We start from the raw sequence: 19,356 nt of genomic DNA on the forward strand, positions 1-19,356 counted from the left end.
GGGGCTAAACAGTCGGCTCCGCTTTTCGTATTGTCCAGTTCCATCGCTCAACTCCTCTGCCAGAACAAATTCGACAAAAAAGTCAAACCCGGACTTTTCTGCCGAATTCTTATCTGGCTCCCGGAGCTAAACGAGCGATTCCGCTTTTCGTTATTCCGGAGGTCTCGTTTCATCTTCTACCGGCCCTGTGCGTGCCGTTTCCCGTTTGTACCGGTTTCTAAGTTTAATCAGCCTGATGACATTTAAGAGAACGGCTTTTAAAACTGCATACGTCGGAACCGCAAGAATCATTCCCAGTATGCCGCCAAAGCTTCCTGCGCCAATCAGCAGAAGAATGATTGTAAGCGGATGTGTATTCAGCCTCTTTCCAATGATCAGCGGAGAAAGAACGTTGCCGTCGATTTGCTGAACCACTGTCACAACGACTGCAGCAAGCAGCGCTTTTGTCGGGGAATCAAGCAGTGCGATGATAACAGCAGGGGCAGCACCAATAAACGGCCCGAGATATGGAATAATATTGGCAATTGCCACAACAATCCCGAGAATAAGTGCATAGTCGAGTCCAATCAGCGTATAGCCAATAAAACATCCCGTTCCGACAAAAAGAGAAACAAGCACCTGACCCTGTATGTATGCAGCAAGAGTGTCATAGAGATCTTCAAAAATCTTCATTCCTTCCCGCCTGTAGGCAACCGGAAGGATCTTCACAGCCGTAACGGGAAACTTATGCCCGTCTTTCAGCATATAAAACAAAATAAACGGGACGGTAATCACAGTAAGTGTGATATTCGTGACAACCCCCAGCACCTTTGTAACTGATGAGGTAATGCTCTCAGGAAGCGACGTTGTTAAATCGCCGAGCCATTTCTCTGCTTTAGAGATCGTCTCCTCAATGGAGACATACTCCTGAGTCATGATCCAGGTGAACCATCTGGATTCAGACAGATTCATGATAAACTGCCGGAATTCAACAATATACCGGGGGAAATTTTTAAATAAATCTGTGATCTGCTGAGATACAACCGGTCCCGCTGTCGACATGACCAGCATGATGAGCCCGATAAACATGAGGTACAGGATCAGAATCGCAAGGCCCCGGGGCACTTTGTTTTTCTCAAGCAGCCTGACAACCGGACTGAAAATAAAAAAGAGAAAGCCCGCAATCAAAATGGGAAAAAACAGTGTAGATGCAAAAATAATCAGCGGCTGAAACAAAAAGGAAACCTTTGTACTTACATAAATGATCAGCAGCAGCAATAGTATTTCGATGGTCCAGAAATGAACCTTTGACCTGTTCAGTTTGCATCCTCCTTTTACTCATAAAAAGACCCTATTTGATTCAAACGTACTACGTGATGTACTGGGTGTCAAATAAAGATTTATAAAGATTATGAGTCAGAATTAGTTTGATTAAATAGGCTGCATTTGTTTAGAAGCTGTAAGTTCAATGTAAGATTGTAAAGATTGACAGCAGCTGGGGAATGACGCCATAAATGAGGGATTCATCAATGGCAAAGTTGCTGTACTACCGCGAATGACGCCACAATTGAGCTTTCATCAAAGGCAAAAGTGGCTGCATTACCTCGAATGGCACTACAAATAAGCGTTCATCACATCCATAGGTATTATAATTCCGCCTAAAAAACCCTTTAAATAGGAAAAATCCGAACTAATTAAATCTTAGTTCGGATTTTCAATGGCTGAATTAACTCTCTTTTGCAAGCAGTTCTTCTCCTTCTTCTGCTTCTTCAAGCTTAAAGATTTCGATGACACGGATCAAGTGGCCATCCATTTCTTTTGCGAAGAATTCATAGCCTTCAAGGATTATGCTTTCACCCTGTTTAATATCGATATTCTCAGTGAGCATCCATCCGCCGATTGTGTCAACATCTGCATCATCAATTTCAAGGCCAAGAAGATTATTAACTTCATAAATGAGAACTTTGCCGTCAAGAAGGTAGTGTCCCTCGCCTTTTTTCTGCACTTCAGGCACTTCATCCTGGTCGAACTCATCACGGATTTCTCCAACGATTTCTTCAATGATGTCCTCAACCGTTACAAGGCCTGCCGTTCCGCCGTATTCATCGACAAGGATCGCCATGTGAACACGTTCTTTCTGCATCTTTATAAGCAAATCATGAATCGGAATCGACTCAATGACCTGAATGACAGGACGGATATATTTCTCAATTGTGCTTTTCTTCCGTTCCTCTTCAGAAAGTGAAAAAATATCGGTAAAGATCTCCTTAAGGTTAATCATGCCAAGGACGTGATCTTTGTCTCCGTTAACGACCGGATAACGAGTGTATTTTTCCATACTCATCGTCTCCAGGTTTTCTTGGAACGATTTTTCTACTGAAGCAGCTACAATTTCTGTACGCGGCACCATAATTTCTTTTGCGACACGATCGTCAAATTCGAAAATTTTGTTCATGTACTTCAGTTCAGATTGGTTGATTTCCCCGCTCTCATAACTTTCGGAAAGAATGATGCGCAGTTCTTCCTCAGTATGGGCAAGCTCATGCTCAGAAGCAGGCTTTAATCCAAAAAGTCCCGTAATGACACGAGCAGATCCGTTCAATACCCAGATAAACGGGAACATAATACGGTAAAACCAGATTAAAGGAGTTGCAAACAGCAATGTGACAGCTTCAGCTTTCTGAATGGCCACCGTTTTAGGAGCAAGTTCTCCAATGACAACGTGAAGAAACGTAACGGAAGCAAAAGCAATACCAAACGTTAGAACGTGCGAGAATGACTCGTTAATGCTGAAATTATCAAAAACCGGTCTCAAAAGACGTTCTACCGTAGGTTCACCAAGCCACCCAAGTCCTAAAGCAGTAACCGTAATACCAAGCTGACAGGCTGAAAGGTACTCATCGAGATGCGTCGTTACCCTTTTGGCAGCAACTGCCCCTTTTTTGCCTTCTGCAATCAATTGATCCAATCGTGAACTGCGAATTTTAACAATCGCAAATTCTGATGCAACGAAAAAAGCTGTTAAAGCAATTAAAATCGCCACGAATATCAAGTTAACTATGTCCAAAACACCCTTATCCCCCGGTGGAGAATAAGGAGTCACCTCCTAAAATAGTAAGTTCATGCATGTTCAGCCGAATTCTTTAACCATTAATGAAGCAAAACCATTAAAGACTGTATGAGTGCCATTCTCTGCGGAGAAATACGGCTCGCGATCATCTCCTGGTTTTCGCCGTTTAATTTATCAAATATCGGCTTTAATTCTTTTATTTCATGGTCCAGCTGCTTCATATGAGAAGCAAGAATTTCAGCTTGTTTCAAAAGCTTATCTTCTTCATTTGTCTGGCTTCGTTTCAGCTCCAGTCTATCTTTAATATCCTGAAGGCACATATTGAAGAGCTTGCATTCTTCAATGAAGTGAATATCATCCAGCGCCTGTTCCGAATAGAGGCGATAATTGGACCCAGACGTACGGTCCGCATGGAGCAGTCCAATTTGAGTGTAGTAATCTATCGTTCTCTTAGAAACATTCGCAAGCTTTGCTACCTCGCCAATTCGATACAATGCCCCATCTTATCACCCCAATCTAAATAGTTACATCTATTATACTTTTAATCTAAGTGTACAGTCAAACGTTCTGGTTTACCTGAAATGCGGAATCAGCCGTTTAGCTCCGATAGGCAGAAAAGAAATCACCGAAAAAGTCCGGGTTTGACTTTTTGGGGGATTTTGTTCTGACGGAAGGGCTGGGAGGCGGAGCTGGACACCACGAAAAGCGGAATCGCCCGTTTAGCTCCGGGAGTCAGATAAGGAAACTGAAAAAACTGAATGTGCCGAATCACCCGCAATCCCTTTAAAAACCACCTCATTTCCATTACACTTATTCTTTATAACCTTAAAAGACAGCGGTGAAATCATGAAAGATACTTTACTTGCTTGGCTTGAGGAAAGCGGTCCTTTCGCCTTTCTTATCAGCCTTCTTGCCAATACAGCAATCAGCCTCCTGGCCTTTGTTCCAAGTGTATTTGTTACGGCGGCAAACCTTTCTTTCTTCGGGCTGATCAACGGACTGATACTTTCCTTCTCGGGTGAAGTCATTGGTGTCATGGTAAGCTTTTATGTCTACAGGAAAGGCTTTCGCTTCTTAAGCAAGAAAACGTCTGTTCACAGCAGCTCCGTATTAAAAAAGCTATCCGGCATAACTGAGAAAGACGCTTTTTTTGTTATCCTTTCCCTGCGGATTTTTCCTTTTGTTCCTTCAGGCGCAATCACACTCGCAGCTGCCTGCAGCAGTGTCAGCGCAGGAACGTTTCTGGCAGCCAGCTTTCTCGGGAAAATACCGGCAATCCTGATAGAAGGCTTCGCAGTGCATCAGGTTTTGAATGCAGGATGGCGCGTGCAGCTCTTTCTTGTGATCTGCTCTCTGCTGATCCTTGCTGGAATTTGGATGAAGAAAAGAATACACGATTAAGTAAAGCTGCGGGATTTCCTGCAGCTTTTGTTTTTTATGAAAAATAAAAAAGGCCCTTAAAGGACCCAAGCTTAATCCGGCATAATTGTGACGATTTGCTGGGTGCGGATAAAGAATGTTGAATCTCCGGCCTGAAGGACGATATGATCCGGCTTTACATCTTTCAGCACGCCGCGGATGCTGTCTCTGACCGTTTGAATGACAAGGGTTTTTCCGAGCACGCTTTGGAGAGTCTGGAAAACATAAGGATCCACTATTGTAATCATTTGCGGTACCTGTGATTGGTTTTGCATCGTGTCACATCCTCTTCTGATGTTCATTGTCACTATATGAAGGCATTTACCCATTTAATACAAAAACCTGACCGCAATTAAAAAACGGGACTTGCATCAAAATAGGCTGAATGGCCTTCTTCTTTTTTGAAAACAGCATCCATATATTTGTAAAGGTTTTCATAAAGAAGGAGGAGATGGAACTTGAAAAAGTGGATTCTGCTGTTTGCTGTTTTTCTGCTCATTTTGCCTGGAAGTACATATGCCGGCTCTTTTGGAGGTGATTATACCGGTACGCCTGGCCAGTGGTATGTTGGCGATGCACCGGCATCACAAAACACTTCCAAATCACCGGTCGTTTTTGTGCACGGACTCAACAGCTCTTCAAATACGTGGTGGAACGGAAATGATATGTACAGCACTGCCTTAGCAAATGGCTATCAGACAGCCTTTGTTGATTTATATCCCACTAAGAACATGTGGGACAACGGTGCACTTCTTTCACAGAAGCTGAGCGAAATCTACCAGTATTTTGGGGGTAAAAAACTTGTCCTGGTCACACACAGCAAAGGCGGAATTGATGCGCAATCAGCTCTGGTTCATTACGGCGCCCATCAATATGTGAGCAATTTGATCACTCTGTCCACCCCTCACTCAGGTTCACAGCTTGCAGATCTTGCATACAGCAGCTGGGCGGGATGGCTCTCAGGCATTCTCGGCAGCAAAAATGACGCTGTCTATTCCCTTCAGACAGGATATATGAGTCAGTTCAGAACCCAGACAGATGCACATGCGAATGCAAGAAAAAATCCGATATATACGTTCGGCGGCACCAAATGGGGAAGCTTCGGATCTTCGCTTTACTGGGGAGGGGTGTATTTAAGTTCATATGGAAGCAATGACGGAGCTGTGACGGTACAATCTTCACGCCTCGGGTACGGCAGGGAGATTAAAATCGGCAGCTGGGATCACTACTCTGTAAATAAAGGAAGCTCCACGTTTCTTCTATTTGAACCTTATTTAAGAACGGCAGGAACAGCATCCTTCACAACAAGCAATGGCGAAGATGTATCTGCTTCAGATGCCTCTTCTGCCTTCTACATTAGAGGCGGCGAGTTCTCTGGAGTCAAGCAGGAGTCATTCTATGCAGAAGACGGTGTAAAGAAAGTAACCGTTGACTGGCTGAGCAGCTCAAAACAAACAAAGCTCTCTCTTCACTCACCTGACGGGAAGAAGGTCATCACATCATTTAAAACAGCGGCAGCTGATGGGATTTTCAGCGGAGCCTATCATCATCAGGCTGTCCTGACGCTTCCTGAAAGCGGAAAATGGCAGCTCACTGCACAGAATCAGGATAAAGAAGCCTATTTGTTGCACGTCTCTTACAGCTCTGACAATCATGACGCCATTTCCATGCTGCCGCTCTCAAAGCAAAACCAGAGAATTTCTTTTAAAACAAATTCCGCAAAGGCTCTAAAAGAAACAGAAGCAACTATTACGATTGATCATTATAAAAATAAAACGAAAATCCGTTCACAGAAACTAACGAAAACAAAACAGCAAACTTCAGCAGGAATTCATTTAGTGCAGGAAGGTCTCTATAACATTACAGTAGAAGCTCGAGGGAAAACACAAAAAGGAGAAATCATTGAACGGACATTTATTAAATCGGTGTATGTTGACGCTGACGGCAAATGGTTTGTTCAGTAACCAGCTGAAATCCACCAGTTTCATTGGTGGATTTTTTTCTGCTGATGAAAACAGCAGGATAAATACACATTAAACGGATTCTTTTAATGAAGAATTCGGCAGCCGGTCAATTTTTTCATCCAGCTTTTGAATGGTCTTGAGCGCTGTCACTTCATTTATTTTACGGTAGTGATGCCCTCCGCCCGGCTCTTCATCCATTTCATCCGCTAATCTGACAACTTTCTGAAGGGTGCTTTGGTTCAATGAACCTTCAGGAAGATAGGAATCTGTATGAAGCAGGATCGCAAGGGCAATCTCTTTTGCAGACTGGGGATTTTCCCCCAGGCGAATTAACAATTTATGGGCGCGTTCTGCCCCTTTAATGGCATGAATATCGTTTTCTTTGTACTTTTCATAATCCCATTCTCCGTCTGTATACCATTCATAATGTCCAATATCATGGAGAAGGGCTGCTTTCGTCGCTAAATCAGGATTCACCCCGTACTTTACCGCTAATTTATATGCATGACAGGTTACTGCAATTGCATGCGCTAAGCCTGAACGCTGCAGATATTTTTGAGCAATCGGATGGGTATAAACCTCTGTCAAAGTGACATTTCGCATGTAATCTCCTCCCTGAAAAATAATGAAAATAACGGAACCGTTAAAAATATTTCTATATACATTATCATATTACTCATGCAGCCGCAACAATCCTGTTACATGGCATAACATAATCTTCCTCTTACTGATAGATTTAGGCTGACTCTTCGTGTAGAATTACACTAAAAGATGAGCTGGGGAGGATCTATGAAAAAGCATGAACTGATTTCCGCACTATCAGGCAAAATTCTTTCCATCCGTACAGAAAGCGGCTATACACAAGAAGAAATGGCTGAAGTGCTCGGCCTATCAAAAAAAACACTTGTGCAAATTGAAAAAGGGCGGCAGGAAGCATCCTGGGCGACAATCGTCGTTCTCTGCACCCTTTTCAGAGACAATGCCGCCCTTCATTCCGCAATCGGCGGGGATCCTCTGGATGTCGTTCAGCTGGTTGCCCACCAGAAAATTCATTCCCGCAAAGAGAAGACGATGGGAGGGAAAGTCTGGTGGAGGGATATTGCAAGCAGCAGCAAGTATAAAATGCAGCAAAATATTATCAGTTTTCACTACAGAATCATTGATCATGATGATTACCGCTGGTTTTCCTCTTTCGATAAAGACGAATTGGACAGAAAATGGGCCGAATTGACGGGTGATTCTCCCGTAAAAACGCGCCAATAAGTACAAGGCCGGCGTTTTATTAAGTATATGCGGCTGCAAACATTTTGGCATAGAAATAATAACTATTTTTAAAGAAAAAAGAGGGTTGCCAAAAAGCATCCCTCTTTCCATTTAACGGGCAGGTTCGCTGTCCAGCACCTGCTTCATTTTTTCATTATGCTTTTTCATGTACTGAAGTCTGGCATCGAGCAGTTCTTTTATTTTTGCCCCATCATTGCTTCTGACGGCAGCCTCCCATTGTTTTCGGGCTTGAGCTCTTTTCAGTCAGAATTGTTCTCTTTTCGCTTTGAACGAATTTATTTTTTCCTTCATTTGCGCTTCTGTCATTTCACCGTTCTTTACTTTATCTTTCATTTCAGCGATTTCTTTTTGCCTTTGAGCTTTGAAGTGATGATGTCTCTTGTGCAGGCCCTTCTTTCCCATCCTATCTATTAATTTCTTTCTTTCACTGAGTACAGCCTCCCATTCTTTCTTTGTTTCGGGAGAGTATTTATCCGCAAGCTCCAGCAGCTGCTCATCCAGTTTTTCTCTTTCAGCAATCCACTCTTCCTTTTGGTGATGACGGCTTTCTGCTTTTTCTGCCTGAACATTTGGCGCTGCTAATAAGAGCAGCCCTGCGGCCGAGAAGATAAAAAGCCACTTTCTTTTTCCCATGATTTATCACTCCTTCTTGTTGATTAGTCTTATCTTGTCCGGCAGAAGGAAAACCATAATAAATAAATTGTGTGAAATCATGTGAAAATGTGGTGTCCTGCAAGAGTTCAATATAAAAAAAGCACTCAATGAATGAGTGCCGAAGCTTCTTATAGAAATTCTTTAATATCATAAATTCTGCCGTTTTCAGGCTCTTCTCCAAGCAGATTCAGAAGGACGCCTGCAACAAAATCCGCTGACCTGAGCTTTCCTGTTTCATGATACTCCTGAAACCTTGCCACATCCGCAAAATCCTCAGGCTTTGTGCTTCGAATATTCCCCTGCATCTCTGTATCCATGATGCCCGGCGAGAAGGAAAGAACGGTAATAGGATGGTTCTCCTGCTTCTGTTCAAGACCGAAAGATTTTGTAAACATGTCAAGGCCCGCTTTTGAGCTGGAGTAGGCATTCCATCCGAACAATGAATAATTCGCTGCACCGGAAGATATGTTTACAACTGTTTTTTTCACGGGAAGATTTTTTGTTTTCGCTGCGAAAGCATGGCTTAAAACCATCGGAGCTGTCAAATTAAGCTGAATGTGCGCTTCAATTTCAGACGCTTCCGCTTTTCCTACAGGCTTCATTGGATAAACCGTTCCCGCATTGTTAATAAGCGTAAGCTGTTCGGCAGCATCCCAATTGATTTTTTCAAATACTTCCGTAATCGCTGCTTCGGTTTGATGAGCATTTGACAGATCGCACGGAACGAATTGAAGAACAGCGTCTTTTTCAAATGCAAGCTGCCGCAGAGAATGGTTTTCTGAACGCGAGAGATAAATGATGTGATGGCCGGGTGCTAGAAGCTGTTTGACAATTGCTTCCCCGAGTCCTCTTGAAGCTCCTGTAATAATCGTAGTGTTCATTTTCCCGCTCCTTTCTTTCTACTTACATTCTATCAAAAAACTGCCGGGAACACCTCCCGGCAGCATGGGTCTTATTTTTTCAGTTCGTTTACAACTTCTTCTCCTACAGCTTCTTTGCCGCCAAGGATTGTGAATTCATCTGCTTTCAATGCTTCAATTGCATTTTTTGTTGCAGATGGAACAGCTGTTTTCTTCACTAGAAGCATAGAAGCTTCATGTTTTGAAGCAAGAACAGAGCCTGTAAGAGCATCTGCAAAGGTTGTGCCGGTTGCAATGAACACTTTGTTTGAAGGGTTCAGTTTCTTGGCAACTTCAGCTGCTGTCGCGTAGCGGTCCTTCCCTGCAACACGCTCAGCATTTTTCAGCTTCTTGAATACATTTTCAAAAACTGCATTCTCTCCGCCGGCAACAATGACACTGTCGATCTCTTTTAATGCTTTCGTGGATGCTGCTGGAAGATTTTCAGCATCTGTCAAAAGGATCGGATACTTCATTTTCGCTGCGTAAGAGGAAACAGCCAAAGCGTCAGGGAAGTTTCTTCCGTTAACCACTACCGCTTTTTCTGGGTCTCCGCCAAGATTCGCTGCAATGTTGGCAGCTGTTTCAAAGCGGTTTTCTCCTCCGATGCGCTGAACTTTTTCAACGTTATCAATACCTTGAAGCTGGTTTTTAACGTAATTGCTGATTGCTTCTTTGCCGCCGAGAATGATGACTTTTTCAGCTCCTAAACGCTTAATCTCAGCTTTAGCTGCAGCATTCAGTCCATCTTTTTGTGTTAAAAGAATTGGTGCATCAAATTTTTTGGCAAGCGGTGCTCCAGCTAGTGCATCAGGGAAAGAATCTCCGCGTGCAATAACGACTGTTTTCGCTGTTTCCCATCCTTTTTTCGAGATTTCAACAGCCGTTTTGTAACGGTCTTTGCCTTCAATGCGTGTTACCGGAGTTTCTTTTACTTCTTCTGCCTGAACAATTCTTCCTTCTACTTTAGGAGATACAGGATTGTTCTTAGCAAGGTAAGAAGTGAATACTTCGTAATCCACTACAAACAGCTCAGTCATGCGGCCGTCATCTTTTGCTTTTTTGAACATTGTGTATCCGTCTCCGCCGTCAGCTGTAAATGCATTTGTAGCCACGCGGTATGTTCCCGCCGGATCAATTGCTTCAAAACCGCTGTCTGTTTTTGCTTCTGCAAACCAGACTCTGTCTCCAACAGGCTTGTTTATGTCGTACTTGAAGTTCAGGCCTGAAACTTGAAGGAAACGTCCTTCTCCTGTTTCCACTCCGCTGACGCTGTGCTCAAGTGCATCAAGGAGTTCCTGTCCTGTCAGATCAAGTGTTACTAGGTTATTTCCGAAAGGAAGTACTGTAAGAACTTCGCCAAGAGTAATTTCACCTTCGTTGATTGAATCACGTACACCGCCGCCGTTTTGAAGGGCAATATGCGTCTTAATAGATTCATTTGCTTTAGCAGCCATGCCGTCAGCAATCAGGTTTCCAAGGTTTGTTTCTTTCGTGCGGACATCAGCGCGAAGTCCGTTAAGGGCAACAGATGTATTTCCTACCACTTCATTCTTAATTGCTTCAAGAGGTGCTTTGTATTCCTGAACTTTCGCTTCAGCTGCTGCATCCTTTTCATAGTTTGCAAGCGTTTCTAAGTGACCATTATGTCCTGTCACAACACCTTCATTATTGAAGGTTACATCAAGCAGTCCAAGGAAATTCAGGTATTCACCAGCCTGTACGATGACCGTCGGTTCTTCTTTTTCAATTAAAACAGGAGCTTCAAGCTTCGTGTGGGAGTGTCCGCCGACAATCACGTCAATTCCGTCCACTTCCTCAGCAAGTTTAAGGTCTGGTGCGTATCCTAAGTGAGAAAGAGCAACAATCTTATTGACGCCTTTCTCTTTCAGTCTGCTGATTGTTTCATTTGATTTTTGAACAACGTCCTCAAATACAACATTTTCTCCAGGACTTGCAAGGAAAGCCGTATCCGGAGTCGTTAAACCGTAAATCCCTACTTTTTCCCCGCCGATTTCTTTAATAATGGCAGGATAGATGTTGCCGCCTTCACCAGATGCTGCCACTTCATCTTTGAAAAGAGGTCCAAGATCTGCATCATCTTTAACGTTTACGTTAGATGAAACCATTGGGAATTCCATGTCTTTAATAAAGTTTGCAAGCGTTTTTGAGTCTTTGTCAAACTCATGGTTTCCAAGTGTCATCGCATCAAAGTTCAGCTGATTCATAAAGTGAAGATCCGCTAAACCAAGGTATTGACGGAAATACAATGTACCTGAGAATACATCTCCCGCATCAACAAGAAGGCTGTTGTCCTTTTCTGCGCGGAACTTGTTCACAGCTGTGAAAAGCTGAGGGTATTTCTCTACATGTGCATGAGTATCGTTCGTGTGCATGATGGAAAGATTGTATTCATCTTTCGTTTCTGCTGCTAAATCAAACTGTCCAACAAGTGCATCATGGTCGCTTGCACGGCCGTGCTCTTCCATATAAGGAGAGTTGAAGTTCACAATGTCAAATTCAGCTTTTGAAGCTATGCGGTTTGACACGAGCATGTGATCAAGAACCTGTGCATTTCCTTGATAAGAGTACGTATAGCGCTCAGATAAAGGAAGTGTTTCTACAAGGTTTGTAAGCTCAGAACCTTTTAATGTCTGAAGAGGAGCTGAGAATTCAAAGTCGTTCAAGTCACCTGTTACGATGACATTTGCATTTTCGTTTTTAGCATGAATATCAGCTACAAACTCGTTAACAATTTTGGCAATTTCCATGCGCTGAGCTTCACTGCCAAGAACCGGAGGCTGTTTTTTGCCGAATAACGGCTCGTCTCCGCCTTTAGAGTTGAAGTGATTATTGATGACAACAACATCTTCGCCTTTAAAAGTAAACTCTGCAGCAAGAGGCTTGCGGCTGTCTGTGAACGCAGGATCCTGAGGAGCAATGCGTCCAGGATTAAGTGTCAAAGAGCCATTTTCATAGCCGGCTGCTTCTGTTGCCGTGCCTTTTGTGCCTTCTTTCAAAGTGACTCTTTCAGGGTTGTAAAGGAATCCGACACGGATGTTTCCGCCAGGAACTCCGCCGTCCTTTTTATCTTCAGGAGCGATTTCTGTCCATGCGTAAGCAGGACCTCCGAAGCCTTTAACAGCATCACTTAATGCTTTATAGTTTGCATCTGCTTTAACCGTTCCGTCATCTGTCGTTCCGCTTTCGTCAAGTACTTCTACAAGTCCGATAATATCCGGAGACTTCAGGTTATCAACAATCGATCTAGAAAGTTTGTCGCGCTTTTCAGCATCTGAAGCTGCAAAGTTTTCAATGTTATAGCCTGCAACCGTAAGCTTGTCCTCAGCCTTTTCAATTGTCGTAACTTCTGGTGTAAATTCACGCTCATTCAATGCTGGAAGATTTGCTTCTTTTACAAGAATTTTAAAGTTGCTGAACCCGTAGCTGACAACGCCTGTTACTGTGCCGTCAAACCTATCTCCCGCTTTCGCAACATAATTGCGGTTATCAAGAAGCAGGAACATTCTTTCAGGATTCTGGTTTTCCTTTGTCAGAAGCGGGGCTCCCTCTTTCGTATACGCTTTTCCTTCTGTTTTGCCTGTAATAACCGTTACTTCACCGTAATTCTGGGGTCCAGTCACTGTAGGGCTCTCAAGAGAAACACGCATGCCTTCAAGACTTTCGTAAAAATCGATTCCGTCTTCCTGAGGGTCAAATTTGCTGAACTGGTCGTTATCAATGACCTCAGTCGGAGGGATGGCATCTTTGCCGATGACAACAGCAGCAGGAAGTGCCTGTCCGCCTGACTTAATTGTTACATTGCCGTTTTGGGCATTGATTTCCGTCATGGCAAGGTCTGTTTGAAGTTTTTCAGAATAGCCGTCAAGCACCCATTCTTTTACCTGACCATCCACAGAGACGAGGTCGCCTTCTTTAGCGCCATGGGAAGGTTTGTAAACAAGAACAGCTTCGGACGTATTCGGGTTGTCATCCGGAGATGCATCCTGCATATAGAAATTGCTTGCATCCTTGACGTGAGTAACGATTCCTTCAACTGCCTTCACGTTTTGAGTATCATAAGGAGATTTATGGCCTTCGCCCTGAATATCGTGAATGCGGAGTCCTTCTACCCCTTCAAATGGATCCGGCTCTCCGGGAGTTTCACCGTCAAATACCAAGGCTGTAGGATTTTTAAGGCCCGGCTTTGAAAAATAGGCTTCAAGTGAGCCTGTAACAATCACTTTTTTGCCGATATTAGCGGGATTTGTCATAAGTCCGAACTTCGCGCGGAAAGTGCCCGGAAGCTGCACAGGAAGCATTTTCGACAGATCCTTTTCGTCTGCACTGTCTGCGATTGCAAAGTTTGTATCCGCAGAAAAAGGCGCTTCAAAATCAACGTTTGTGCCGCTGACTGTATATCCTACAATGTAGCCTTCAACTGTTCCGCTTCCGGTATTATTCGCGATGGCTTCCGCAACAGTCATATTGCCTTCTGCCTGCGCAGGTGCACCAAAAGGCACCATCAGCGAAACAAGCAAAGCAAAAATCGTTGTCAGAGCGATCAGCTGTTTTTTCATGATCTTCAAACTGGTTCCCCCTCAAAATAAATAAAATAATGAAATAAGCGTATGTAACCTTGATCGGCTTATTTTAACCATAATAATGTAAGCGTTTACTTACATAGACATGTTTAATAAGCAACTAAATGTTATCCCCTTTGGAATTATTGTCTTCTCATACACCTCCGGTCGAATCATGTAATTTAGCACCCTTATAATATATCACTTTTTTGTCAAATATTAAGGAATTTACAGATGATTTGCAAAAAAACCACAATTCATTTACACAATGTAAATAATTTTTACCTGTTACATTCAAATGAATGAACAAATTGACCTAAAAAAAACGCGGACCCAATTGTCCGCGTTTTTTCTTCTTAACTGGCTTTCTTGTATTCTGCCATTTTATAGTGATTTTCAAAATAATCATTTGTTTCATTTACGATTACTTTCCATAGTAAGATTAAGGCAATTAAGTTAGGAATCATCATAAGCGCATTCGCCATATCAGCAAATGCCCATACTACTGTAAGCTGCGCAACGGCTCCGTATCCGCAGGCAAAGATGTAGATCAGTCTATAGCCGAGAATACCCTTTGTACCAACCAGGTATTCAAAGCATTTTTCTCCGTAGACATACCAGCCGACGATTGTTGAAAATCCAAAGAAGATAACCGAAAATGCTACGATATATTCTCCAACTGCCCCAAGTGCAGATGCAAAAGCTGCTGATGTCAGGGCGCCGCCGTCAAGTGCTGCATTGTGTTCCACACCTGAAATCAAACCGCCTGAAGGATCCCAGAAGCCTGTAATCACAAGTACCAGACCAGTCATTGTACACACAATGATTGTCACAATAAATGTGCCGGTCATAGCCACAAGCGCCTGTTTAACCGGATGATCTGATTTAGCATTACCGGCAATCAATGCTGCCGTACCAAGACCAGCTTCATTTGAGAAGATTCCTCTTGAAACTCCGCTTCGAATCGCTTCAACCACTGCAACCCCGACAAATCCGCCGGCAGCGGCAACGGGATTAAAAGCATAGTGGAAAATGGTTCCGAAAGCAGGAAGGATCTGATCGTAATTAACGGCAAGAATCATCAGGGCTCCTCCAATGTACAGAAAAGCCATAATTGGAACAAAGAAACTAGCAACTGTACTGATTCTCTGAATACCGCCAAAAATAATTAAGCTTGTAAGAGCTGCCAGAATGATGCCTGTTGTCAGTCCGCCAATTCCAAAGCTGTCGTCCATGACCTGGGCAATCGTGTTGGATTGCACACTATTTCCAATGCCCAGAGCTGCGAATGCTCCGAACAGGGCAAATGCAAGCGCAAGAAATTTCCATTTTTTTCCGAGTCCTTTTTCTACATAGTACATCGGTCCTCCGGAATATTCTCCGTTATCATTTTTAACCCGGTATTTCATGGCAAGAAGCGCCTCTGAATATTTCGTTGCCATTCCGAGCAGTCCGACAACCCACATCCAGAAAATCGCGCCGGGTCCTCCAAGCGTAATGGCTGTTGCTACCCCGGCTATATTTCCGTTTCCGATGGTAGCGGCAAGAGCTGTCATCAGCGCTTTAAAGTTGCTGACATCCCCTTCGGCCCCATCATCTTCCTGATGTTTTTTTGAAAAGCCCAGCTGAAACGCATAGATCAGCCTTCTAAACTGCAAACCTTTTAAAACGAATGTTAAAAATAAGCCTGTCCCAAATAATAGAATTAAACTTGGAGTTCCCCAAAGGATCCCGTTAATCTTTGAAAGTATATCCATCATGTGCCGTCACCCCTGTGCTGTGTCATTTTGTTAACGCTTTCACACCATATCACTATAATAAATTTTAAGATACTACTATGTAATTGTTGAATTCCATAAAACAAGTACATCCTTTTTGTTGATTTTTACAAAGGCTAGTTACATAATATCCATAAGGGTCTCCGTTGTCAAAACTAAAAAAGTACCAATTTTTTTCGCTTAAATTAAACTCTTCAGAAAGATAAGATAGAATAATATTTCATTGTTCATTTTATAAACGTAAAAAAAGCAGGTGATTTTCAGATGAACCGTTCAATAGATCCTTTTCACCACCATTCAGACAGACTTGAAGATGTAGCGGACCGCATCAGTGAGGTTCTGCAGTGCCCGATTACAATAGAAGATGTGAACCACAGGCTTTTAGCCTACAGTACACATGATGACTGCACAGACCAGGCCCGGATCTCCACCATTATCGGCAGACGGGTTCCGGAGAAGGTCATCAACAGCCTCTGGAAGGACGGCACGATCCCTATGCTTCTCCAGACTGATGATCCGATCCGCGTCAAAAACATTGATGAAGTAGGACTCGGGAACCGGATAGCCATTTCCATCTGGAAAAACGAAGAAGTGCTTGGGTTTATTTGGGCGCTTGAAATTGATAAAAAGCTTACGGACGAAGAACTTGGCCTTTTAAAAAAGGCAGCTCAGGTTGTAAAAGGGAAGCTGCTGAACTTTCATAACCGCACATCCAAAAAAGAAGAAAGAAACCAGGAATTTTTCTGGAAACTGCTGACAGGGCATATTCAGCAAAAAGATGAAATCCTTAATGGCTTTCATGAAATTGGCGTCACGCCTCCTTCCCAGCATTCTGTCGTTCTTTTCCGCTTCAGCGAGGAGATCAAAGAGCCGACCGAAAAACAGATCAACTATCTGCTTCAGACGACTCAGCAAGTACACGTGCTGCTTTCTACTCTTGACCAGAACGAGCTGATTGTTTTGCTTTCGGCAAAAAGCGATCAGCCTCTCTATGACATCAAGCAGTTTGTCGACTGGACCATTCTTCAGCTGAAAGAACGGTTTAAAATTGACCGTGTGAAAGCAGCAATCGGGAGCATTTACCGCGAAATTGATCAAATTGAACTCAGCTACAAAGAGGCCCTTTCTGTCCAAAACATAAAAAAGCGGTTTACTGAAGAAACAGACGGCTTGAACAGTTTTTCAGAGCTTGGCATTTACCAGTATTTAGATCTGCTTCATGAAAAACAGCAAAAAGAGGGGTTTGTTCACTATTCCCTGAGAAGGCTGAAGGAATATGATCAGGTTCATCACACGGATCTGGTTGAGACGCTTGAAACTTATTTGGATAAAGACAGCAATGTGAATGAAGCAGCAAAAGCCTTGAATGTTCACGTCAATACACTTGGCTACCGGATGAAGCGGATCTCTCAAATTGCAGAGCTTGATCTGCGGAATCCAAATCAGAAAATCACGATTTATCTCAGCCTGAAGCTCGATAAAATGAATTTGTGAAATTTCACAAATGATCCGAAATCCTTTCTCTTTTTTAAACAAACAAATGTGTGAGAAAACGCTTTATACTGATGTCAGGAAATCAAACATTTGAGAGAAAAGCCAGTTTAAGGCTTCTTCAAAAGGAGGAAGGATTTCAATGATTATTGGAGTTCCCGGAGAAATTAAAAACAACGAAAACCGAGTAGCGCTAACTCCTGGCGGGGTTACACAATTTACAGCTGCTGGACATAAAGTGATTGTACAAAAGGACGCTGGAATTGGAAGCGGTTTCACAAATGTTGACTATGCGGCTGCCGGTGCAGTCATTGCAGAAGACGTGAAAGACGTCTGGGCTGCTGAAATGGTGATGAAAGTAAAAGAGCCGCTGCCATCTGAATACGGCTTCTTCCGCGAAGGACTTATTCTTTTCACATACTTGCATTTAGCTGCTGAGCCTGCTCTTGCAGAAGCGCTTAAAAACAAAGGGGTTACAGCTATTGCGTACGAAACGGTATCAGCAGGACGCACACTGCCTCTTCTTACACCAATGAGTGAAGTGGCTGGCCGAATGGCTGCACAAATCGGTGCGCAGTTTCTTGAAAAACCTAAAGGCGGAAAAGGCATTCTGCTTGCCGGCGTCCCTGGCGTAAGCCGCGGAAAAGTAACAATCATCGGCGGCGGAGTTGTAGGAACCAACGCTGCGAAAATGGCAATCGGCCTTGGAGCAGACGTAACAATCATCGACCTTAGCGCAGACAGACTGCGTGAACTTGACGACATCTTCGGAAACCAGATCAAAACCCTGATGTCAAACCCTGTGAACATCGCAAACGCAGTTGCAGAAGCTGATCTATTAATCTGCGCGGTGCTGATCCCTGGTGCAAAAGCTCCTACTCTAGTATCTGAAGTGATGGTTCAATCCATGAAACCAGGCTCAGTCATCGTTGATGTTGCCATCGACCAGGGCGGTATCGTAGAAACTGTTGACCACATCACAACTCATGACAATCCAACATACGTAAAACACGGTGTTGTGCACTATGCAGTTGCCAACATGCCAGGTGCTGTGCCAAGAACATCTACGCTAGCTCTTACAAACGTAACCGTGCCTTACGCGCTGCAAATTGCAAACAAAGGCGTCAACAAAGCGATTGCAGAAAACACAGCTTTGAAAGCCGGCGTGAACGCAGCGAAAGGCGACATCACGTATGAAGCCGTAGCACGCGACCTTGGATACACATATGTGCCAGTTGATGTTGCTCTTGATAAAGAGATTGCGGTTAAGTAATTTAGCAGAAACGGTAAAGATGAAACCGGCCTTTTGGGCCGGTTTTTTCGTTGTTCCATATTTTCGGGTATGCGTTGGGATCTTATTTTCTTGGTGTTCGTTTTTATAGGGAAGCATTTTCGGGTTTTGATACCCTGTATTTCTGCATTCCATTTTAATAAGGATGCATTTAGATAACAAAAAAAACGACCCGCTTCCACTGCGAGTCGTTCACCTCTCATTTTTCTCCTGCAATGTCACAGCCATCATCGCCGCATACATCTCCCTCTCCGCCGGAAAGGTCCTGCAGCTTTGAAGCAGCCTGTTCTTCGGCCCACACCTTTTCAAGGGCGCCTGAGAAGGTTTCTGTTCGCTGTGCGCCTGAAATCGCATATTTATTGTTAATGATAAAATACGGGACCCCGCTTATGCCGTACTGGCGCGCAGCTGCTTCATCTCCGCGGACTTCACCGCCAAAAGCATCTTTATCGCTCAGAATATCAAGAACTTTCGCACGCTCCATTCCAGATGCTTCAGCGAGATCTGCGAGCACTCCGTGGTCGGAAATGTCCTTTGATTCCGTGAAGTAAGCCTGGAGCAGCTTCTCTGAGATCATTTTCTCTTTGCCTTCTGAAGCAGCGTACTTTGCCAGTCGATGGGCGTCAAACGTGTTTGCCGGCTTCATATTGTCAAACCGGAAATCAAGACCGGCACTTTTTGCCTGCAGGGCGACATTGGCACTGGCCTCTTTTGCCTGTTCAACCGTCATGCCGTATTTGGCTGCAAGCTGTTCATGAATCGTCTGATCCGTTTTCAGCGGAGTATTCGGATCAAGTTCAAATGCTTTAAACTCGACATCCACGTGTTCTTTATGCGGAAAAGATTCAAGAGCCTCTTCCAGCCTTCTTTTTCCTATATAGCAGAATGGGCAGACGTAGTCAGACCAAATCTCAATTTTCATCACAGCACCTCATTTCAAAGAT

15 protein-coding genes are annotated in these 19,356 nt (G+C 43.6%); 5 read left to right on the forward strand and 10 right to left on the reverse strand.

Going from position 1 to position 19,356, the window contains the following annotated elements; all coding sequences use genetic code 11:
* Nucleotides 1-150: 150 nt before the first annotated feature.
* The 3 genes from ACTSEZ_RS10645 to ACTSEZ_RS10655 form a co-directional block, all read right to left on the reverse strand.
* Entirely contained in the window at nt 151-1,299 is a 1,149-nt protein-coding gene (locus tag ACTSEZ_RS10645; protein WP_369734475.1) for an AI-2E family transporter, read from the reverse strand.
* Between the two features lie 406 nt (nt 1,300-1,705).
* Nucleotides 1,706-3,046 (reverse strand): hemolysin family protein, encoded by a 1,341-nt coding sequence (locus ACTSEZ_RS10650; protein WP_369734208.1) that lies wholly within the window; start codon nt 3,044-3,046, stop codon nt 1,706-1,708.
* A gap of 83 nt (nt 3,047-3,129) precedes the next feature.
* Entirely contained in the window at nt 3,130-3,543 is a 414-nt protein-coding gene (locus tag ACTSEZ_RS10655; protein ID WP_029284081.1) for a MerR family transcriptional regulator, read from the reverse strand.
* 352 nt (nt 3,544-3,895) lie between these two features.
* Here ACTSEZ_RS10655 and ACTSEZ_RS10660 point away from each other — a divergent pair, with 352 nt between their 5' ends.
* The gene (locus ACTSEZ_RS10660) at nt 3,896-4,450 is read left to right on the forward strand and encodes a TVP38/TMEM64 family protein (RefSeq protein WP_369734209.1); all 555 of its coding nucleotides are present in this window, start codon (nt 3,896-3,898) and stop codon (nt 4,448-4,450) included.
* 71 nt (nt 4,451-4,521) lie between these two features.
* Here ACTSEZ_RS10660 and ACTSEZ_RS10665 read toward each other — a convergent pair whose 3' ends face one another.
* Nucleotides 4,522-4,743 (reverse strand): YuzF family protein, encoded by a 222-nt coding sequence (locus ACTSEZ_RS10665; RefSeq protein ID WP_369734210.1) that lies wholly within the window; start codon nt 4,741-4,743, stop codon nt 4,522-4,524.
* A 183-nt stretch (nt 4,744-4,926) separates the two neighbouring features.
* Between ACTSEZ_RS10665 and ACTSEZ_RS10670 the strand changes: the two genes are divergently transcribed.
* Complete coding sequence (locus tag ACTSEZ_RS10670) at nt 4,927-6,432, forward strand: esterase/lipase family protein (RefSeq protein ID WP_369734211.1); 1,506 nt, start codon at nt 4,927-4,929, stop codon at nt 6,430-6,432.
* A gap of 69 nt (nt 6,433-6,501) precedes the next feature.
* Here the strand turns inward: ACTSEZ_RS10670 and ACTSEZ_RS10675 are convergent, their stop codons facing one another.
* Nucleotides 6,502-7,035: an HD domain-containing protein gene (locus tag ACTSEZ_RS10675; protein ID WP_369734212.1), complete on the reverse strand. Its 534-nt coding sequence runs from the start codon at nt 7,033-7,035 to the stop codon at nt 6,502-6,504.
* A gap of 186 nt (nt 7,036-7,221) precedes the next feature.
* Here ACTSEZ_RS10675 and ACTSEZ_RS10680 point away from each other — a divergent pair, with 186 nt between their 5' ends.
* The gene (locus ACTSEZ_RS10680; RefSeq protein ID WP_369734213.1) at nt 7,222-7,695 is read left to right on the forward strand and encodes a helix-turn-helix domain-containing protein; all 474 of its coding nucleotides are present in this window, start codon (nt 7,222-7,224) and stop codon (nt 7,693-7,695) included.
* A gap of 264 nt (nt 7,696-7,959) precedes the next feature.
* Here ACTSEZ_RS10680 and ACTSEZ_RS10685 read toward each other — a convergent pair whose 3' ends face one another.
* The 4 genes from ACTSEZ_RS10685 to ACTSEZ_RS10700 form a co-directional block, all read right to left on the reverse strand.
* Nucleotides 7,960-8,349, reverse strand: coding sequence for a hypothetical protein (locus ACTSEZ_RS10685; RefSeq protein ID WP_369734214.1), 390 nt, complete (start codon nt 8,347-8,349; stop codon nt 7,960-7,962).
* Nucleotides 8,350-8,498: 149 nt separating this feature from the next.
* On the reverse strand, nt 8,499-9,251 hold the full coding sequence (locus tag ACTSEZ_RS10690; protein WP_369734215.1) for a (S)-benzoin forming benzil reductase: 753 nt from the start codon (nt 9,249-9,251) through the stop codon (nt 8,499-8,501).
* A 71-nt stretch (nt 9,252-9,322) separates the two neighbouring features.
* The gene (locus tag ACTSEZ_RS10695; RefSeq protein ID WP_369734476.1) at nt 9,323-13,849 is read right to left on the reverse strand and encodes a cell wall-binding repeat-containing protein; all 4,527 of its coding nucleotides are present in this window, start codon (nt 13,847-13,849) and stop codon (nt 9,323-9,325) included.
* Nucleotides 13,850-14,208: 359 nt separating this feature from the next.
* Nucleotides 14,209-15,612 carry an alanine/glycine:cation symporter family protein gene (locus ACTSEZ_RS10700; protein ID WP_442504691.1) on the reverse strand — a complete coding sequence of 468 codons (1,404 nt, stop codon included), beginning with the start codon at nt 15,610-15,612 and terminating at the stop codon, nt 14,209-14,211.
* A 282-nt stretch (nt 15,613-15,894) separates the two neighbouring features.
* Between ACTSEZ_RS10700 and adeR the strand changes: the two genes are divergently transcribed.
* Entirely contained in the window at nt 15,895-17,124 is a 1,230-nt protein-coding gene (gene adeR / locus ACTSEZ_RS10705; RefSeq protein ID WP_369734216.1) for a sporulation transcriptional activator AdeR, read from the forward strand.
* A 139-nt stretch (nt 17,125-17,263) separates the two neighbouring features.
* On the forward strand, nt 17,264-18,394 hold the full coding sequence (gene ald / locus ACTSEZ_RS10710) for an alanine dehydrogenase (RefSeq protein ID WP_369734217.1): 1,131 nt from the start codon (nt 17,264-17,266) through the stop codon (nt 18,392-18,394).
* Nucleotides 18,395-18,611: 217 nt separating this feature from the next.
* Here ald and ACTSEZ_RS10715 read toward each other — a convergent pair whose 3' ends face one another.
* A complete protein-coding gene (locus ACTSEZ_RS10715; protein ID WP_369734218.1) occupies nt 18,612-19,334 on the reverse strand; it encodes a DsbA family oxidoreductase in 723 nt (240 codons plus the stop codon).
* Nucleotides 19,335-19,356 lie beyond the last annotated feature (22 nt).

It is taken from the genome of Metabacillus mesotrionivorans, assembly GCF_052171315.1.
Lineage (GTDB): Bacteria > Bacillota > Bacilli > Bacillales > Bacillaceae > Bacillus_P.